Annotated in this window: 19 protein-coding genes; 3 read left to right on the plus strand and 16 right to left on the minus strand. The window is 35.5% G+C overall.

Features of this window, described 5'->3' with window-relative positions; genetic code table 11:
* Window positions 1-12: 12 nt before the first annotated feature.
* Genes OD90_RS04980 through OD90_RS04990 form a run of 3 tightly spaced genes read right to left on the minus strand, consistent with a single transcriptional unit; the run spans window position 13 to window position 2,868 of the window.
* Complete coding sequence (locus OD90_RS04980; protein ID WP_144667447.1) at window positions 13-1,725, minus strand: hypothetical protein; 1,713 nt, start codon at window positions 1,723-1,725, stop codon at window positions 13-15.
* On the minus strand, window positions 1,725-2,339 hold the full coding sequence (locus tag OD90_RS04985; protein WP_144667450.1) for a hypothetical protein: 615 nt from the start codon (window positions 2,337-2,339) through the stop codon (window positions 1,725-1,727). Before OD90_RS04985 ends, OD90_RS04980 begins: the two co-directional genes overlap by 1 nt.
* On the minus strand, window positions 2,323-2,868 hold the full coding sequence (locus OD90_RS04990) for an RNA polymerase sigma factor (protein ID WP_144667453.1): 546 nt from the start codon (window positions 2,866-2,868) through the stop codon (window positions 2,323-2,325). The genes OD90_RS04985 and OD90_RS04990 overlap by 17 nt, the downstream gene beginning before the upstream one ends.
* A 230-nt stretch (window positions 2,869-3,098) precedes the next feature.
* Here OD90_RS04990 and OD90_RS04995 point away from each other — a divergent pair, with 230 nt between their 5' ends.
* Window positions 3,099-3,629 carry a DUF2383 domain-containing protein gene (locus OD90_RS04995; RefSeq protein ID WP_144667456.1) on the plus strand — a complete coding sequence of 177 codons (531 nt, stop codon included), beginning with the start codon at window positions 3,099-3,101 and terminating at the stop codon, window positions 3,627-3,629.
* A gap of 92 nt (window positions 3,630-3,721) precedes the next feature.
* Window positions 3,722-4,768, plus strand: a complete 1,047-nt coding sequence (meaB, locus tag OD90_RS05000) for a methylmalonyl Co-A mutase-associated GTPase MeaB (protein ID WP_144667459.1) — start codon at window positions 3,722-3,724, stop codon at window positions 4,766-4,768.
* Between the two features lie 36 nt (window positions 4,769-4,804).
* On the opposite strand, the gene OD90_RS05005 is transcribed toward meaB, so the two are convergent.
* Genes OD90_RS05005 through OD90_RS05020 form a run of 4 tightly spaced genes read right to left on the minus strand, consistent with a single transcriptional unit; the run spans window position 4,805 to window position 7,530 of the window.
* Window positions 4,805-5,368 (minus strand): phosphatase PAP2 family protein, encoded by a 564-nt coding sequence (locus OD90_RS05005; RefSeq protein ID WP_144667463.1) that lies wholly within the window; start codon window positions 5,366-5,368, stop codon window positions 4,805-4,807.
* Window positions 5,369-5,371: 3 nt separating this feature from the next.
* Entirely contained in the window at window positions 5,372-5,602 is a 231-nt protein-coding gene (locus OD90_RS05010) for a hypothetical protein (RefSeq protein ID WP_186434714.1), read from the minus strand.
* A gap of 6 nt (window positions 5,603-5,608) precedes the next feature.
* Window positions 5,609-6,172 carry a hypothetical protein gene (locus OD90_RS05015; RefSeq protein WP_144667471.1) on the minus strand — a complete coding sequence of 188 codons (564 nt, stop codon included), beginning with the start codon at window positions 6,170-6,172 and terminating at the stop codon, window positions 5,609-5,611.
* 5 nt (window positions 6,173-6,177) lie between these two features.
* Window positions 6,178-7,530, minus strand: a complete 1,353-nt coding sequence (locus OD90_RS05020; protein WP_144669639.1) for an MATE family efflux transporter — start codon at window positions 7,528-7,530, stop codon at window positions 6,178-6,180.
* 120 nt (window positions 7,531-7,650) lie between these two features.
* On the opposite strand from OD90_RS05020, the gene OD90_RS05025 reads away from it, so the two are divergent.
* Complete coding sequence (locus OD90_RS05025) at window positions 7,651-8,043, plus strand: hypothetical protein (RefSeq protein WP_144667474.1); 393 nt, start codon at window positions 7,651-7,653, stop codon at window positions 8,041-8,043.
* Here OD90_RS05025 and OD90_RS05030 read toward each other — a convergent pair.
* The 9 genes from OD90_RS05030 to dnaJ form a co-directional block, all read right to left on the minus strand.
* Window positions 8,040-8,582: a hypothetical protein gene (locus tag OD90_RS05030; protein WP_144667476.1), complete on the minus strand. Its 543-nt coding sequence runs from the start codon at window positions 8,580-8,582 to the stop codon at window positions 8,040-8,042. The two genes, OD90_RS05025 and OD90_RS05030, sit on opposite strands and share 4 nt — an antisense overlap.
* Before the next feature lie 78 nt (window positions 8,583-8,660).
* The gene (locus OD90_RS05035) at window positions 8,661-10,094 is read right to left on the minus strand and encodes a M20/M25/M40 family metallo-hydrolase (protein ID WP_144667480.1); all 1,434 of its coding nucleotides are present in this window, start codon (window positions 10,092-10,094) and stop codon (window positions 8,661-8,663) included.
* A complete protein-coding gene (locus OD90_RS05040) occupies window positions 10,087-10,965 on the minus strand; it encodes a PPK2 family polyphosphate kinase (protein ID WP_144667483.1) in 879 nt (292 codons plus the stop codon). Before OD90_RS05040 ends, OD90_RS05035 begins: the two co-directional genes overlap by 8 nt.
* Before the next feature lie 6 nt (window positions 10,966-10,971).
* Complete coding sequence (locus OD90_RS05045) at window positions 10,972-12,135, minus strand: sigma-54-dependent transcriptional regulator (protein ID WP_144667486.1); 1,164 nt, start codon at window positions 12,133-12,135, stop codon at window positions 10,972-10,974.
* A gap of 2 nt (window positions 12,136-12,137) precedes the next feature.
* Window positions 12,138-13,031 carry a DUF6268 family outer membrane beta-barrel protein gene (locus OD90_RS05050; RefSeq protein ID WP_144667489.1) on the minus strand — a complete coding sequence of 298 codons (894 nt, stop codon included), beginning with the start codon at window positions 13,029-13,031 and terminating at the stop codon, window positions 12,138-12,140.
* A complete protein-coding gene (locus OD90_RS05055; protein WP_144667492.1) occupies window positions 13,024-14,001 on the minus strand; it encodes a mechanosensitive ion channel family protein in 978 nt (325 codons plus the stop codon). The genes OD90_RS05050 and OD90_RS05055 overlap by 8 nt, the downstream gene beginning before the upstream one ends.
* Complete coding sequence (locus OD90_RS05060) at window positions 13,986-15,290, minus strand: ABC transporter permease (protein WP_144667495.1); 1,305 nt, start codon at window positions 15,288-15,290, stop codon at window positions 13,986-13,988. Before OD90_RS05060 ends, OD90_RS05055 begins: the two co-directional genes overlap by 16 nt.
* Window positions 15,287-16,225 (minus strand): ABC transporter ATP-binding protein, encoded by a 939-nt coding sequence (locus OD90_RS05065; RefSeq protein WP_144667498.1) that lies wholly within the window; start codon window positions 16,223-16,225, stop codon window positions 15,287-15,289. The genes OD90_RS05060 and OD90_RS05065 overlap by 4 nt, the downstream gene beginning before the upstream one ends.
* A 292-nt stretch (window positions 16,226-16,517) precedes the next feature.
* Window positions 16,518-17,636: a molecular chaperone DnaJ gene (gene dnaJ, locus OD90_RS05070; RefSeq protein WP_144667501.1), complete on the minus strand. Its 1,119-nt coding sequence runs from the start codon at window positions 17,634-17,636 to the stop codon at window positions 16,518-16,520.
* Window positions 17,637-17,660: the final 24 nt, after the last annotated feature.

Raw genomic sequence — 17,660 nt, forward strand, 5'->3', positions numbered from 1 at the left:
TATTTAACCTTTCTATTGCAATATTACGTCACTATACTTTGCTGTGATCGTTATTAAATTACCTGTGCTTCGTGTTTTATGAAATCCATTTACCATCTCTGTCTTTCCATTTTTAAGAGACTTTGTTTGCAATTTATTTGGTAAAATAAAATCATTATGATCCCCACTATAACTAAAATTGAAAGCCTCTTCAGGCAACTTAAGGGCTAGGTCGCTATTTTCAAGTATGATTGTTAATGAGCCAAACGAATCCGTGACTCTTGGGATAGACAATTTACCGAAAGATCCTGAAATCATACCCGATCCATTAAGAGTGTTTACAGTTACATTACTACTATTAGAGTTAATAGAGATGTTATTTGCCTCTCTAATAGTACATTCTGAAACATGGCTTGTTTTAAGACTTCCTCCTTTCCAGTTTTCGATACGTACGGGACTATAAGAGATATCGAGGGTGGTATTTTCCCCCTCGATATTTATTGCAGCTAAGCTGCCATGTGATATAGTTGCCTTTGCATTATATGCATCTGCTATTTTTACTTTACCGTAACGCACATTAAGATCAAGCTCTGTGTCCTTGGGCATCTTTATTTTTATAATACGTTTGACACTTCTATGAGATTTTTTTGACGCTTCCTGTTTATCAGAGTCCCAACTCATGCTAAAACCAGAACTTTTATTTCCGTGTTCATCTTCAGAGTGGTGTTCTTCCCAGTTTCCTTCATTTTCTTTAGCCCACTTTTCCATAGACTTACCGAAATTTTCTCCCCATGCTTCCATATTTTTTCCAAAACTTTCTCCCCATTTTTCCATAGATTCCCCAAAGTTTTCTCCAAATTCTTCACCCCATTTCTCCATAGATTTTCCAAAATTCTCTCCCCATGCTTCCATCTTATGTTCAAACTCTTCTCCCCATTCCTCTACTTCTTCTAGCCATTGCTCTACCTCTCTTACACTCACGTTTGTGTTATATCTTTTATTGAGTTTACTGACATATGCTTGTTTATTTCTTTCATACTCATCACTATCAAAAGTGATGTTACCGCCACTATTAAAAGGCCATCTAGGAATTCCAGACTTTTCAATGAGACGCTCACTCCAGTCTTCAGACTTCCGCTCTACTTCATTTTCCCATTTCTCCATTTTTTTATCAAACTCAGGGCCAAAGCTTTTATCCATCTCCTTTTCCCAGCGCTTTAAGTAAGCTTTACCTTCCCTTTCATATGCCTCATGATCAAATTTCATTTTACTCATTTCCTCATAGAAATCATCTGGTAGTTTTGTTCCAGATATACCCTCTAAAAGAGGTCCTACTAAGCCACTCATAATAGGCTCCACAATAGTAAGTGATTGCCCTATAATCTCTTCTAAATCTAAATTTATATTTAAATCACCTATATCTTCAAGGTCATAGACCTTTGATTTACTATAGCCATCTTTGCTAGAGATCTGGATTCTGTTTGTGTTTCCAGAAATTCCAAGATCCCAATTATTAACAGCATCATTAGCATTTTCAGCTTCTACAAAAGCTTCAATTTGAATTTTATTTTTATTCCAAGTTTCAAATATTACATCTACATAACGTGTATCTACATCAAGAACTACATCTTTAGTTACGTTATAACTTTTGGTTAATTTTTCTTTTCTATTTTGCGCTAAAGCACTCCCAGATAGCAGACTTACTGCAATCAAGGTAGTCCATATATAAATATATTTTTTCATCATTATACGATTTGTTGAGAAGCCTCTTGTTGTTCGGCATCTCTGATTTCTTTTAATTTTGCCTTAAGTTTTATCATTAATTGCACACGCAATTTTAGATTCTCAATCATTGCATTTACCATTTCCTCACTTACGCCACTCTCTGTAATTTCTTTATTGAGGCGTTTATACTCTGCATCGAGTTCTGAGAGTTGTTGCATAAATGCATCTATAAGCTCTTTATTGTCATCTGTTATTTCAAGTCTAGCCAATTCAAGATTTACGCTTGCTAGGTAAAAATCTTCTATTCTCTTAAACTCTGGCGAGATGGCACTGAGCAAGACTTCTGGCTCATCATTAGACTTCTTTATATCTGAGACTGTGTTTACAAACTCAGTTGAGTTTAAGTTCGCTTTCGCGGAAGCGTTATTAAATACCCATACCGCAGTAAGACCTGCCACGAGTATGACCGCTGCTGCTTTTATCCATAAAACGACACCTTTTTTAGGTGCTCTATCAATAGAGTTTTGTGGTATTTTTTTATCCAACAATTGCTCAAAGCGCGCTTTGTGACCTTTAGGAATTTTGCCTTCTACCAGCTGTTCCCTTTTCATCATTTTTCTAATATCCTGTGCCATAGTTTAAGGGTTTAAGTTGATCTTTAAGTTTCTTCTTTCCGCGGTGCACCAGCGTTCTTGAAGCTACTTCTGTAATCTCTAATATTTTTGAAATTTCTTGATGATCATAACCTTCAATTAAAAAAAGCAATAATGGGTATTCATACTTTGTAGGTAAGTCGTGAATCGCTTTTTTTACTTGATCAATTGTTATTTCATCTGCTACATTCCAATCTGTTTCATCATCTACTTTGTGCATCACTTCTTCATTAATAGGTATTAATGTGGCTTTTTTTGCTTTAATCATATCTAAACTTTTGTTTATAACGATACGTTTAAGCCAAGCGCCAAAGGTGACCTCTCCAGTAAATTGATGCAGCTTTCCAAAAGCACTTATAAAACCTTCTTGCATGGCTTCTTCTGCTTCAAATGTATTTTTCAAAAATCGTAAAGCGACATAATACATACCTTCACAGTATTTATTATAGAGCTGCAGCTGTGCCTTGCGGTCGTTGTTTCTACATTTTTCTATGATATGATTACTTAGCAAAATGATTGGAATTGGTTGATGGTTATTGTTAGTTATCTTAAAGACGACATCTTATTCTTAATGTTGCAAAAAAATAGAAGAAATTCTAAAAAACAGGATATTAACATTGTTTTAAGGAAAAAATCTTAAATCAAATAAACTATTCATAAAACTACAACCTATTAACAAACCCTTGTGAATTTTACACTGTTTGCTGAATTATCTTTACTAATATTATTTTTAAAGATTTTATGAAGCACCTCGACATATCGTACGAAAAACTAAATGACCTGCTAGATGAATGTTTCTGGGCAGAGCGTCGTTATTTTAATGCTGCAGAAGATATTCAAATTACAGAATATAAGCGATTTTTAAGTCACGAGAGTGTCAATAGAAATCGATACTGTCACCATATTGTTGAACGTATGTCCCAAGAAGGACATACACCTAGTAGACTCGACGTTGTAAAAGGACACGCAAATAGAGACTGGCTTGAAGTTAAGGCTGCCCTTGAAAATAGTAAGCCTAAGCTTTTAATTAATGAATGTGTAGTTCAAGATGAAGTTGTTCTTAACCTTTTAAAAGAGATTATCGATGATGGGTGGCTACCTGTAAATATTCTTGAAGTTCTTGTACCAATGGAATTTCAAATGAAGCAATCACATATAGATCTTGCTAGTTTAATGAAGAAAATGAAAAAGAAAAAACGCAAGGAAAAAAAGAAAAAAGAAAAAGAAGAAAAAAAAACTGAAATTATAGAGCTTAAGAAAAGAAGTATCTAAATTGAGTCTGAAAATAACATTAAAACCACCAAAAGGTGGTTTTTTTATGAAATAAAAACAGGAATGTAGTAATTTGGCACCAATTCTTACGCATGGGAAATTCTGAAAATTCTATAAAAAAGAGCATTAACCCTAAAATTCTTAGGGCTCATAAATTATCTATTAAATATGATATTACCCTACTTACTCAAAAGATAATCTCTGGAGATATTACTGCGCTCTCTCAAGGTATCACCTTAATAGAAAGTACTGCCTCAAAAGATAAAACTCTCGCTGATGATCTAATAGTAAAATGTTTACCCCATTCTTCAAGATCAACCCGCATAGGTATTACTGGAGTTCCTGGAGTAGGAAAAAGTACATTTATAGAAGTTTTTGGGTTACATCTTATTGACAAAGGAAAAAAAGTTGCAGTGCTAGCCGTAGATCCCACAAGCTCACTTTCAAAAGGTAGTATCTTAGGAGACAAAACAAGAATGTATCATCTCTCTCAAAACACCAATGCATTTATACGTCCTAGTGCATCTGGTGATTCTCTAGGTGGAGTCGCACGTAAAACAAGAGAGGCAATTATTCTTTGTGAAGCAGCAGGATTTGATACCATTATCGTTGAAACCGTTGGCGTAGGTCAAAGTGAGACAGTTGTACATTCTATGGTAGACTTTTTCTTACTCTTAAAACTATCTGGTGCTGGAGATGAACTCCAAGGTATTAAACGGGGTATTATCGAGATGGCAGATGCTATTGTTATTAATAAAGCAGATGGTGAGAATGAAAAAGCAGCTAGATTGGCAAAGTCCGCTTTCGCGAAAGCGCTACACCTCTTCCCTCCTAAAGAAAGTAATTGGTCTCCAAAGGTTGCTACCTGCAGTGCACTAGAAAACAACGGCATAAAAGAAATATACGACACCATTGATGAGTATCTTTCTATAACGAAGCCATCTGGATATTTCGACAAAAAGAGGGCTAATCAAAATGAGTTTTGGCTGTTGCAAACAATAGAAAACAAGCTGAAAGATGATTTTTATAATCACCCCAACATCGTAGAAAAACTTCCAGAGATTTTAAAAAAAGTCGCAAATAATGAGCTCTCTCCTTTTATCGCCGCACAGCAATTATTAAAGTTTACCACTCACTAAAATAATTCTCACAAAGATTTTAAATCTACTAAGAAACTAGTAGCTATATTTCCTTATAAAATACTGTTGTATAATGTAGAAAGTATAACCTAGTATAGCTCCTACGACCCAACCTGAAAGTACATCTCCTGGGTAATGAACCCCTACATATATACGACTATATCCCACTAATACTGCCCAAAACAGAAGAACAAAAAGTAGATGTTTTTTAGTTGATCTTAAGACCATACCTGTAAATACTGCGACAGCCATGCTGTTTCCAGCATGAGCAGAGTAATAGCCATATCTCCCACAACGTACTGCTACATAACGTATAACTTCTTTAAACTCCTCTACTCTACAAGGACGTGGTCTCATAAACCCGTGTTTAAAAATATTTGCTAGTTGGTCTACACATGTAATTAATAAGGCTACAGAAATCACTGTAATTATAGTTCCTTTAAAACCATATGATTTATAAATAAAAATCAATAGCAATGCATAAAGTGGGATAGAACTAAGCTTATTTGTAACGATAAGCCAGAATTGATCCCAAGTTGAGTTTCCTAAGCCATTGAGGAAAAGAAATAATTCTTGATCATATGAAATAAGTTGATCCATTACTTAATCTACGTCATATTTTTTTATTTCCTCATCATACCATGCAGTTGCCTCTTTGATGGCATTTTCAGTTTCTGTAGCGAGCTCGTCTTCATCCTGACGGTCAAATTCTTCTAGCCATTCTATTTCATCAATAGTAAGGTCTATAATAAATCGTGGAAATTCTGTGTGAACTACAAAAATATGATCTTGAAATTCAGAATTGTCTCCTAGTAAAAACTTTGGTACTTTCATTATCTATTATTTCGATTTGTAATTAGTTAAAGCGGCTAGATATTTTTTTGCCCCATCAGCTGTTTGGTCAATAATAAAACCATCTAGCTCTGGATGATTTTCCTTTATATAGGATGTGAGCATTGTTCTTTTTGCAATCCACAAAGAGTCATTAAAAACTTGATAGTCTTGTAATTCAATACGTGATAATTTTTGATTTTCAAAAGTGTGGATTTCTGTATAAACGACGGGTTCTTCATTTAAAAAACCAATACGCTTATCGTTCTTCTCTATTTTAATCTTTACACGATGATCATCGATATTTACAGAAGATATCACCTTATATGTAGGCTCAAACAAGCGGTCCCAAGCTATCCAATCTTTATAGGTTTCTTGAGTGTATCGTGCGGTATCTGCTCCTTGTATATTGATAAGGGTCGTACTCAGTAAGGATGCTACTTCTTCTTTTGTCTCTCCTTCATTCAACGCCATATAATAGTGCTTTGAAATAGCAGAATGATCAGTCAGTTCAGTTTTGTGTTTACAGCTAAAGCACAGAATGATAAAAGTAATGAATCCAACTAGTTTCATAAATTTTAAATTTTACTTTTATTGATTAACTGATTGCTAAGATAATTAAATCGAAAATACAACATTAGTGCAGATGCTGTGAGTCCAGCTAATAGACCTATCCAAATTCCTTGACTTCCCATTTGAGATGATTTACCCAGATACCAACTAACAGGAAATCCGATAATCCAATAAGCTACAAAGCAGATCACTGTAGGAATATTTACGTCTTGTAAACCTCTTAACGCACCTAAAATTGTTACTTGCACTCCATCACTTAACTGAAATAGAGCTGCTATTACCAGAAGCTGAGATGCCAGAAAAATTACCTCTGGATTATCTATATAAAATGGAGGAAGCCAATCTTTCAATAGGATAAATCCTATAGCAAATACAGCTTCGATAAGAAAAGTTTGTAAAAATATTGAGAATGCAATTCTTCTCAAATTAGGAAAGTCAGATTTCCCTTTTTGATTCCCTACTCGTATCGTAGCCGTTACTCCTAGCCCCACAGCAATCATAAAAGTCATACTAGCCAGATTAAGGGCGATTTGATTTGCCGCTTGTGCATTTGTTCCTAAAATTCCTGAAAGAAAAATGGCAGCCGTAAATATTCCTACCTCAAATAACATTTGTAAAGCTGTTGGAAAGCCTAGTTTAAATAGAATTTTAAATTCTGACCATTGTATATGTTCACTACTACCCCACTCAAAATAAGGTTTGAATTTACGCTTTCGCGAAAGCATAAAAACTAAAAAACCTAGCATAAAGAATCGAGAGATTAATGTTCCCCAAGCAGCACCTACTACTTCCAATCGAGGAAATATCCAAATACCATAAATCAACACGTAATTGAAAACTACATTAATAATATTTGCTATCAATGTAGCATACATAGCATATCGAGTTTCAGATAGCCCATCTGCAAATTGTTTAAAAGCTTGAAATATCATCAAAGGAATCATTGATAGAGCTACAATTTCCATATAAGGAATAGCAAGAGCAACTACCTCTTCTGGTTGATCCAGCATGTATAAAACTGGTTTTGCGACCAATAAGGCAATCCATAAAAGCACTCCATTAATGGTACACATAATGACACCGTGCTGAAAGTGCAAACGACCTTTTTCTAAATTTGCAGCACCATCAGATTCTGCAATTAGAGGGGTTATCGCAAATGAAAAGCCAATCCCAAGTGAAAGCGCAATAAAAACAAGACTATTTCCTAAACTCACTGCAGCAAGTTGTGCTGCAGCAAGTTGACCCACCATTAAGTTATCTGCAAGTGCTACAAGGATATGACCCAGTTGCCCCAACATAATAGGATAAGCTATCTTGAGGTTCACACTAAATTCTTTAGTGAAGCTAGAAAGTTGCATTTGGTTCGTTTGGGTTTGTTTTAAGCTCTGCAAAAATACCGTATCGTTCTCTACTAATATCTTTACCATCAATAATTATTATCTTCATTGCATAATAAGTATGATAAAACATTTTTAGAGATGGAACATGAAACAATCACAAATCCCTTGTATATAGATGTTGCCCTGCGTAGAATGATAAAAAAACACCTACCACATTTACAAATACGGAAAGATGATAGTAGTGGATTTGAAGCAGCAGGTACCATCCCAACACAGCAGGGTAAGCAAAAAGTTGATGGCTTCTATTTTGCTAGCACTGTACCAAAACCTAACGATTGTAGATTGTATTTTTTTCCTATTTATACAGATCCCTCTCTCTTTGAAAATTTAGATCCTGTATTGAGGAAGTGCTTGAAAGGAAAAAGTTGTTTTCATATAAAAAAAATGGATGACTCGTTAAAGTCATCCATTGAAGCTATGATTGATAAAGGTATTTCTCTTTATAAAGAGAAGGGATTGCTTACATCTTAAAAAAGAATATATTGTAGTTTCAAATCAAGAATAGGAATTGTTTCCGAATCGTATCCCTTAGAAAAAAGTTTACCAACCCCAAAAGCCAACTCAAAATTTAGATCTCCTACAATTTTGCGACGGAGGCCGTACTTTACACCGAGGACATAACTATCAACAACGCCTACATTGTCATCTGAAGAAATAGTTCCAATCACAGGACCAAACGAAAAATCTCCAGCCAAATAGTTTCCAACATTATTAGAGATATTTTTTCCCTTTCTCAAGCGGCGATCCCTATTGTAGTAGTATCGTGGCTCTAGAGCGATCGTAGATGCAAAAATATATTCTGTATCACCTCCAAAACGAGCATAAAATCCGCCATTGTACTCTAAAATGGTATTGACACTAAAATCCTTTGCAAGTACTTTCTCATAATTAATTCCGGCATTAATAAGACCTATGTTAATACCAAAATTATCAACCAGAGGAGGTGTTGTGTCTTGTGTAAATCCGTATACTGATGACAATAAAAGATAATAGAATAGTAATTTTTTCATGAAGATTGGTTACTTAAAATTTAATGACACCTCAACATTAATTATACCAATATTTAAATTTTTTTAGTGATAGTCTATTTAGTCTTTTAATTTCGTATTAGAAGAAATTACAGTCTTCTCAATATAGTTATCCATTAAGTACACAAGACTCGTCATGGTGGCCGCTCCTAACTCAAGTTCACGCTTATTAACTGCATCAAAAGTGTCATTTGCAGCATGGTGATGATCAAAATACCGTTGTGAATCTGGTCTTAAGCCAGCCAAAACAATTCCATCATTGGTGTCTTTTAAAGGTCCAATATCTGCTCCACTTCCTCCTTGGGTAAAGTCATGAATTAGATAAGGTTCAAACAGTGATTTCCAACTTTCAACTTGTTTAAAATTAGCCTCATCACTATCAAAAGAAAATCCTCTTGGTGTAAATCCACCAGAATCACTTTCTAATGCAAAAATGTGGTTCTCTTTATTTCGCTTTGCTTCTGCAGCGTATTTTCTACCTCCACGCAAACCATTTTCTTCGTTCATAAAAAGAACTACTCGTATGCTATGCTTAGGCCTATAATCAATGGCTTTCATAAGTCGCAATACCTCCATGCTTTGGACCACACCAGCTCCATCGTCATGAGAACCATCGCCAAGATCCCAAGAATCTAAATGCCCTCCTATCACCATATATTCATTTGGGAATGTAGTACCAGTAATTTCCCCTATTACATTATGAGATTCTACCTCGCCTTTATTTTCGCAAGACATTTTATAAAAAAATCGAGTATTTGGATTTAATTTTAAAGAAGTACTTAATAGCTCGGCTCCCTTAGTACTTATAGCAGCGGCAGGTATTCTTTTAGAAACTGGTAAGTCACCATAAGACATCGATCCTGTATGAGGTAAATCATCAAGGCTATGGGTTACAGATCGTACAATCACTCCTACTGCACCTAATTTTCCAGCTTCCATAGCACCAGCATACCGTTGATCTACACAACCTCCATAAGCTTGAAACGTACGTATCAACTCCTCAGCCATAGGCCGATTAAAGAAAACGATTTTTCCTTTTATAGCTTCTCTACCTAAGTCTTTTAACTCTTCAATACCTTGAACTTCTACAACATTTGCCTTTAGTCCTGTAGTCTTTGTGCGCACAGAACCACCCAATGCACAGATAGGCACCTCTGTGATTTGAGCATTATCACCCTCAATATAAGCTCGCTCTGGTGCACCGCGCACCCATTTGGGTACCATTACAGGTTGCAACCATACGTTGTCTAAACCTACTTTTTCTAATTCTTCTTTAGTCCATCGTACTGCTACTTCGGCACCATGGCTTCCGCTTAACCTAGATCCTATTTGATTAGATAAGTGGTCTAACCATTGATAACTGTTTCCGTCTGATAAGGATGCAGTATATATTTTTCTTAATGTTATGGAATCTGATTGCGTTTGCGCTTTCGCGAAAGCTAAGTTAGCTACTAAAAAAACTAACGTAATTGCTCTAAGAATAGATTTATTCATTTTCTAGTTGTGCTTTATATTCGGAAATATTTTCCTTTGTTTTCTCATCCAATTCTGGCTCTTGAATATCTGAATACATTTTGAGTGTTTCCAAAAGTATGGTGGCAACCGCAAGACGTGCTGCTGGTTTATTATCTGCAGGTATAATGTACCATGGTGCTTTTTCTGTAGATGTGCGATTAATGGCATCTTGGTAATAATCTTGATACTCATCCCACAATTTGCGCTCTTTTAAATCTCCTGCAGAAAATTTCCAGTTTTTTTCTTGCTTATCGAGACGACGTAATAATCTATTTTTTTGTTCTTCTTTTGAAAGGTGTAAAAAGAATTTATAAATGATAGTTCCATTTTGCGCAAGGTGCTTTTCAAAATTCTTGATTTGCTCAAAACGAGCATCCCAAAATTGATCATCAATATCCTGTACGGAAGTTACACCTGGTAAATTCTCATTCAATATATATTCTGGATGAACTCTAGTAACAAGTACGTTCTCGTAATGTGTGCGGTTATGTACTCCAAATTTACCCCTTTGCGGTAATGCTATGTAATGCCTCCAAAGATAATCATGACTCAACTCAAGCTCTGTAGGCACTTTGAAACTAGTGACTTCCACCCCACGAACGTTGAAATCTTTGAAGACTTCACGTATTAAACTATCTTTACCAGAAGTGTCCATTCCTTGTAAACAAATCAGGACACTGTATGAATCGTGCGCATATAAGGTGTCCTGGAGCTTTCCTAATTTTTTACGAACCTTCTTTAATTTTTTTTCTAATTCCTTTTCATTTTGGTCTGCATAAAGTGTCGTCTCTAAATTTGATAAAGTGATCTCACTTTTTACCTCAAATGTTTCTGGTTTTAGATCTTTCATAAATTCTTATTTACTGGCAAAAAGTTTTACATCTGCTTCTGAGACTTCTGGACCACTTAATATAATAAGACGCTCTACAACATTGCGCAATTCACGGATATTACCTGTCCAATCATAAGCTTTAAGTAAATCAATAGCCTTTTCAGAAAATTTCTTTTGAGCTGTTCCTTGCTCCTCAGAAATCTTTTTTGCAAAGTGTTTTATGAGTATAGGTACATCATCTCTTCTATCATTAAGGGCAGGCACTTTTATTAATATGACTGCAAGTCTGTGATATAGGTCCTCTCTAAATCTTCCTTCGGATATTTCTTCTTTAAGATTTTTATTAGTGGCTGCTACTACACGCACATCCACCTTTATGTCCTTATCGCTTCCTACCCTTTGCACTCTACTTTCTTGTAAAGCACGCAACACCTTTGCTTGTGCAGATAGACTCATATCTCCTATTTCATCAAGAAATATGGTTCCCCCATTTGCTGCTTCAAATTTACCAGCTCTATCTTTATTTGCGCTTGTAAAGGCACCCTTTACATGACCAAACAATTCACTTTCAATAAGCTCTGAAGGAATCGCGGCACAGTTTACTTCTATAAGAGCTCCCTTAGACCGTTCACTTTTCTCATGAAGCCAGTGAGCAACTAGCTCTTTACCTGTACCATTAGGACCGGTAATTAATACACGAGCATCTGTAGGAGCTACTTTTTCAATCATCTCCTTAATTTGTCCTATCTCGGGACTGTTACCTACCATCTCGTACTTCTTGCTTACTTTCTTCTTGAGCTGGATGTTTTCAACAACTAGTGTCTTTTTATCCAGTGCATTGCGCACCGTATTTAATAATCTATTTAAATCTGGTGGCTTAGAAATATAATCAAAGGCTCCTAGCCTCATTGTATTTACTGCCGTGTCTAAATCACCATGTCCTGATATCATGACTACTGGTGTTTCTGGTTTAAATTTTCTGGCCGCTTCTAATACTTCCACACCATCCATTTTAGGCATTTTTATATCACAAAGAACAAGATCGTAGTCACCTTCTCTTATTTTATTAATACCCTCAAGTCCATCTGCTGCTTCCTCTACTTCATATTCTTTACTTTCCTCAGATAGGATTTTTGTAAGTACTCTTCGTATTGCCGCTTCGTCTTCTATCAGTAATATTTTTGCCATCCTTATATTTTAAATTTTAGTCCAGTGCGACCGTAAAAGCTATTTTGATCGTTAATTGTAAATACATCATCTTGATCCCTATTTCTTAAACGAATATCATTAAGAATGGTGTGTCCAGCATATATATACAAAACTAAATTATCTGTAAAACAATACTCATATCCCATGCCCCCTAATAAAATAGTCATTGAGATACTTTCGCCTGTGTTTATTTCATCAGTATCTGTTACAACAGCAACATTATTCTGAATGTTTGCATAAAACCCGTCTAATGTCACAAAAGCTTGAAAAATATGCTTTTGCTCTGCTCCAAAATAACGTTTAATATTTGATTTTGGAACTCCAAGTGTAAAAGACCAATCTGGATGAAACTCCCGATAGTAATTTACAAAAGGTAGTGGAAACGGTCTTCCAGACTCTGTATCGTAGCGTCCTCCCAGAATTAATCGCCACGGTTTGCTTAGTCCTTCGTCTGTCTTATCATTTATAAAATAAACTGCTCCAGTATAAATTAAATCATCATTCGTAAAACTATCATTACTAAAATTTGAGGTCAGGATCCCAGCGGCTCTTGCACCAAACCTCCATTTTTCATTAAGCTTAAAGGTATATCCCAAAGACAAAGAAAATGACTGAAAACGTGTTAAATCAGATCTGCTAAAAGGCGTTTCGTCATTAAATTTAAGATTTACATTACGGTATTCAAATCCTGGTACTAAATATGCGTCTTCAGATACTTTGAAAGGTGCATTCACAAATGTTCTAAATCTCCTGAATGAATTATCAGAATCAGATTGTGGAAAATAGGTGTACTCTACTCTTGCTAAATCTGTAAGTTGTGCAGTTGCCCTTGTAAAAGATACAAGGCATATCATAATGATAAAATATTTAGTCATTTGCTAGCTCAGTATTTGGGTTATTACCTTTTTTAGGAATAGAAAAGTGCGTTTGTGTTGGATTAAACACGTGTACATCTCTCTGCGGAAAAGGAATGGTAATTCCGCTTTCGCGAAAGCGGTCGTCTATCGCAAATCGTATGGAACTTTTTATACGAGGATCAACAAAACTATCTCTTACAAAAAAATAAACTCCAAAATCTAACGAAGAGTCTCCAAAATTTTCAAAGAGTACAAACGGTTTTGGATGCTTAAGGATCTCTTTGTGATCATCCACACATTTTAGAAGAATTTTTTCCACCTTTCGAGTATCACTTCCGTAAGCGACGCCCACTTTAACCAACTCTCGAGTCGTTTTGTGATTCTGTGTGTAGTTATAGATGGTATCTGTTATAAATTTATGATTAGGGATAATGATCACTTTATCATCTCTAGTAAGCGCTCTTGTTGTTCTTAATTTGATTTCAAAAACTCGCCCTACTCTTCCATCCATTTCGATAATATCACCTGCTGTGAGAGATTTATCTACCATGATTAATATGCCTCCTATTACATCTTGAAAGATTTCTTGCAAAGCAAGCCCTAAACCTACGAAGAGTGCTGCAGAAGCTGTAAGTAATACTGTAATATTAATACCAGATGCACTCATTGTAGCTAGTATGACAACAATGTAAACGATATACTTTATAAACTTAAATACGCTTACAAATTTGAGTTTGTCATCCCCCTCCATCTTTCTAGTGAGTAGTACACGTACCCACTTTAGAATAACGCTCGTAAGAATAAATGCGACAATGACTAAGATAATATGACCAACGGTAAAACTTATACCATTATCATTATCACCAAAACCTATTTTATAGGCGAGGAATTTTTCAATATTACCCCATATATCCTCTTCGATAACTTCCTTTACTTTGTCTACTGCTTCTTCTTGTAAGAAGAAAAAAAGCGCTAATATTTTAACCATTTAAACAACTCTTTATAGGTTGGTTTTTTTCCATACATTAAAATTCCTACTCTATATATTTTTGCTCCTAACCAAACGGTTCCAACAAAGGATATTACAAGTAAACTCACGGATAAAGCTAGTTGCCATCCGGGGACATCAAAAGGTATGCGCATTAACATAACTATAGGTGATGTAAGTGGAATGATACTAAAAACAGTTGCTACAGTACCATGTGGATTATCTATGACAGCAAAAAATCCTACATAAATTGCTAGCATTAATGGCATTATAATAGGAAGCATAAATTGCTGTGTATCTGTTTCATTGTCTACTGCCGCACCAATGGCTGCATAAATAGAACTATATAAAAAGTACCCTCCAATAAAGTACACAAAAAAGCCTATCACTAATTGTAATAGTGGTAGTTTTTGTACCTCTTGAAGTAATTCTACCATCACACTTGGATCAGTTGTCATTTCTTGAGCTTGTGATGCCATAGGACTTGCTGAAGATGCTGTACTTGGATCTAAACCAAAAAAGGTAGTTAGTACTACTAACAAAACCCCTCCCACTATCACCCATATGGTGAATTGCGTTATTCCTGCTAGTGTAGTTCCTAATATTTTACCTAACATTAATTGAAAAGGCTTTACAGAAGAGATGATCACCTCAATTATACGATTAGTTTTTTCCTCTATCACAGACCTCATAACCATATTTCCATAGATGATAATAAACATCATAAGAAGATAGCCTGCTCCACCTCCAAATCCTGCTTTCACCCAATTACTCATCTTAGAGCTCTTTTCTCCTGAGAAGTTTTCTATATTAAGATCGACAGAGGTTTTTGCACTTTTTAGTACCTCAAGGTCAATCCCCTGAGCTATGAGATTCTGGTCTTCTAATCTTTTTTCTATTTTTTTCTCTATGTCTCCTATAAAGCTAAAAGATGGTGTATCATCACCGTAGAAAATGACAGGTTTTTCAGCCGTTCTAGGATTTTGATGAATGTAAATAAGTCCATAATAAGAATCATTTTCTGCAATTTTTTTTGCAGCCTCTAACCCTTGGTCGCTCAAGTTTAAATAAGAAGTTTGATCGGTATCAGAAAATACAGCATCGAAAAGACCAGATTCATCGACAACTACAATAGTGCGTTTTTCCTCGCTATTGAGCTGAGTGAGGTATGAGATAAGCATTATCATACCCACTAAAATAATAGGACTTAAAAAAGTCATAATAAGAAATGACTTATTGCGCACTCTTGCAATATATTCACGCTTAATTATTAAAGAGAGTATACTCATTTGTTTTGATTGACAGTTTTAATAAATATATCGTTTACAGAAGGAATTACTTCTACAAAATGACTCACTTGTCCTAATTTCTTAAAGCTTGAAAGGAGTTCATTAGGAGATCCCTTATCGCCCATTTCAATACGTAATTTCTTTTCCTCTCCTAAAGTTTTAAAATGCGCAGGAGAGACCTTAAACTTATTAGAAATACTTTGTAAAGTGTCTTGATAAAGCATATCATCTTCTACTTGCACACCAATATCAAAAGTATTGTTTTGATATTGTCTTTTGATCGTATTAATCTCTCCGTCTAGTATTTTATTAGATTTATCTACTAAAGCAATATGATCGCAAAGTTCTTCTACAGACTCCATGCGATGAGTACTGAAGATTACAGTAGCTCCCTCATCTCTCAATTGCAAAATTTCATCTTTGATCAGTGTAGCATTAATTGGATCAAATCCACTAAATGGTTCGTCAAATATGAGTAATTTAGGTTGATGCATTACCGTAACAACAAATTGTATTTTTTGCGCTTGTCCTTTAGATAGCTCTTGTATTTTCTTTCCCCACCAATCTCCTATTTCGAGCTTTTCAAACCAATATTTTGCACGCTTTCTCGCCTCAGATTTATCAAGACCTTTGAGCTGAGCAAGATAAAGGACTTGCTCTCCAACTTTCATAGACTTGTATAATCCACGCTCTTCTGGCATGTATCCAATATCGCTTATATGATGTTGTTGTAAAGGGGCTCCGTCTAGAGTTACCATACCTCGATCAGGCATTGTAATTTGATTTATGATTCGTATTAGCGTTGTTTTTCCAGCGCCATTAGGTCCTAGAAGCCCGAAAATACTTCCTTTAGGTACTGAAATGGATACTCCGTTAAGTGCAGTAAAATCACCAAATTTCTTGACGATGTTCTCTGCTTTCAATAGTGCAGTCATAGTGGTTATTAATCAAGCTAAGATAGACATCTCAAAGGATGTAGGTATAAATGTTATATATATTTTAGGACTTTAAAACAATGCCACAGTTATGTTTCATTTTCTGATAACATTACAACATCGTTAAACAAAACATCCTAAATGCAAAACCCATCCTACGCAAAAGCTTAGGATGGGAAAAAAAATTGCTATGAAAAAGAAAAATAACGCTAAACATTGTTTAACGTTATTCAAATATAACTTTTTTTTATGAACCCTATTAGTAGAGTTCAATAAAATATTGTTTTAACAACTATGAAAACATATCTTTTACTTTTTCAAAAAATGACTTGTCACCAGTTTCTGGACTTGGAACAAAGTTTTCATCTGTAGACATTTTTTCAAAAAATTGCTTTTGTTCTTTATTGAGCGTTTTAGGAGTCCACACATTAACATGTACTAGTAAATCTCCTTTACCATAACCATTTATTGATGGAATTCCTTTTCCGCGTAAGCGTAAAATTTTACCACTCTGTACCCCTTCTTCGATTTTGATACGTACTTTTCCAGTAACAGTGTCTATCTCTTTTGAAGTACCTAATACAGCTTCACTAATACTTACATATAAGTCATAATGTAAATTATCACCTTCTCTTTGTAGATACTCGTGTTCTTTCTCTTCTATGGCTACCAATAAATCTCCAGCAACGCCATTCCCAGGTGCTTCATTTCCTTTACCAGATACTTTGAGTTGCATACCATCTACCACACCTGCTGGTATTTTAATGCTTACAGTTTCTTCATCTACCTTTAATCCTTGTGCATCAGCCCCATCAGGACGTTTATCAATCATTTGGCCCGTACCTCCACAAGTAGTACAAGGGGCACTCGTTTGCATACGTCCAAGAATCGTATTTTGGATACGAGTGACTTGCCCCGCTCCATTACAAGTTGCACATGTTTTGTAGGTAACACCTGGTGCTTGCTTCTTGCGTTTTACTTTTATTTTTTTCTCCACGCCATTTGCGATTTCTTCTAAAGTGAGCTTTACACGTATACGTAGATTACTTCCCTTAGCACGACGCTGACCACCGCCACCGCCAAAACCACCTCCAAAACCAGAGAAGCCTCCGCCACCACCGAAAATATCACCAAACTGACTAAAGATGTCATCCATGTTCATCCCGCCGCCGCCGAAACCGCCGCCACCTTCAAATGCTTGATGTCCATACTGGTCGTAACGTGCACGTTTTTGATCATCGCTTAAAACTTCGTAAGCCTCTGCGGCTTTTTTAAAATTTGCTTCTGCGACACTGTCACCAGGGTTTTTATCTGGATGGTATTGTACTGCTTTTTTTCGGTATGCCTTTTTAATCTCGGCTGCAGTTGCACCCTTTGAAATACCTAAAATATCGTAAAAATCTTCTTTCATAATAATTGCTCAGTATTACTGAAC

This window comes from Dokdonia sp. Hel_I_53 (assembly GCF_007827465.1).
Taxonomy (GTDB): domain Bacteria; phylum Bacteroidota; class Bacteroidia; order Flavobacteriales; family Flavobacteriaceae; genus Dokdonia.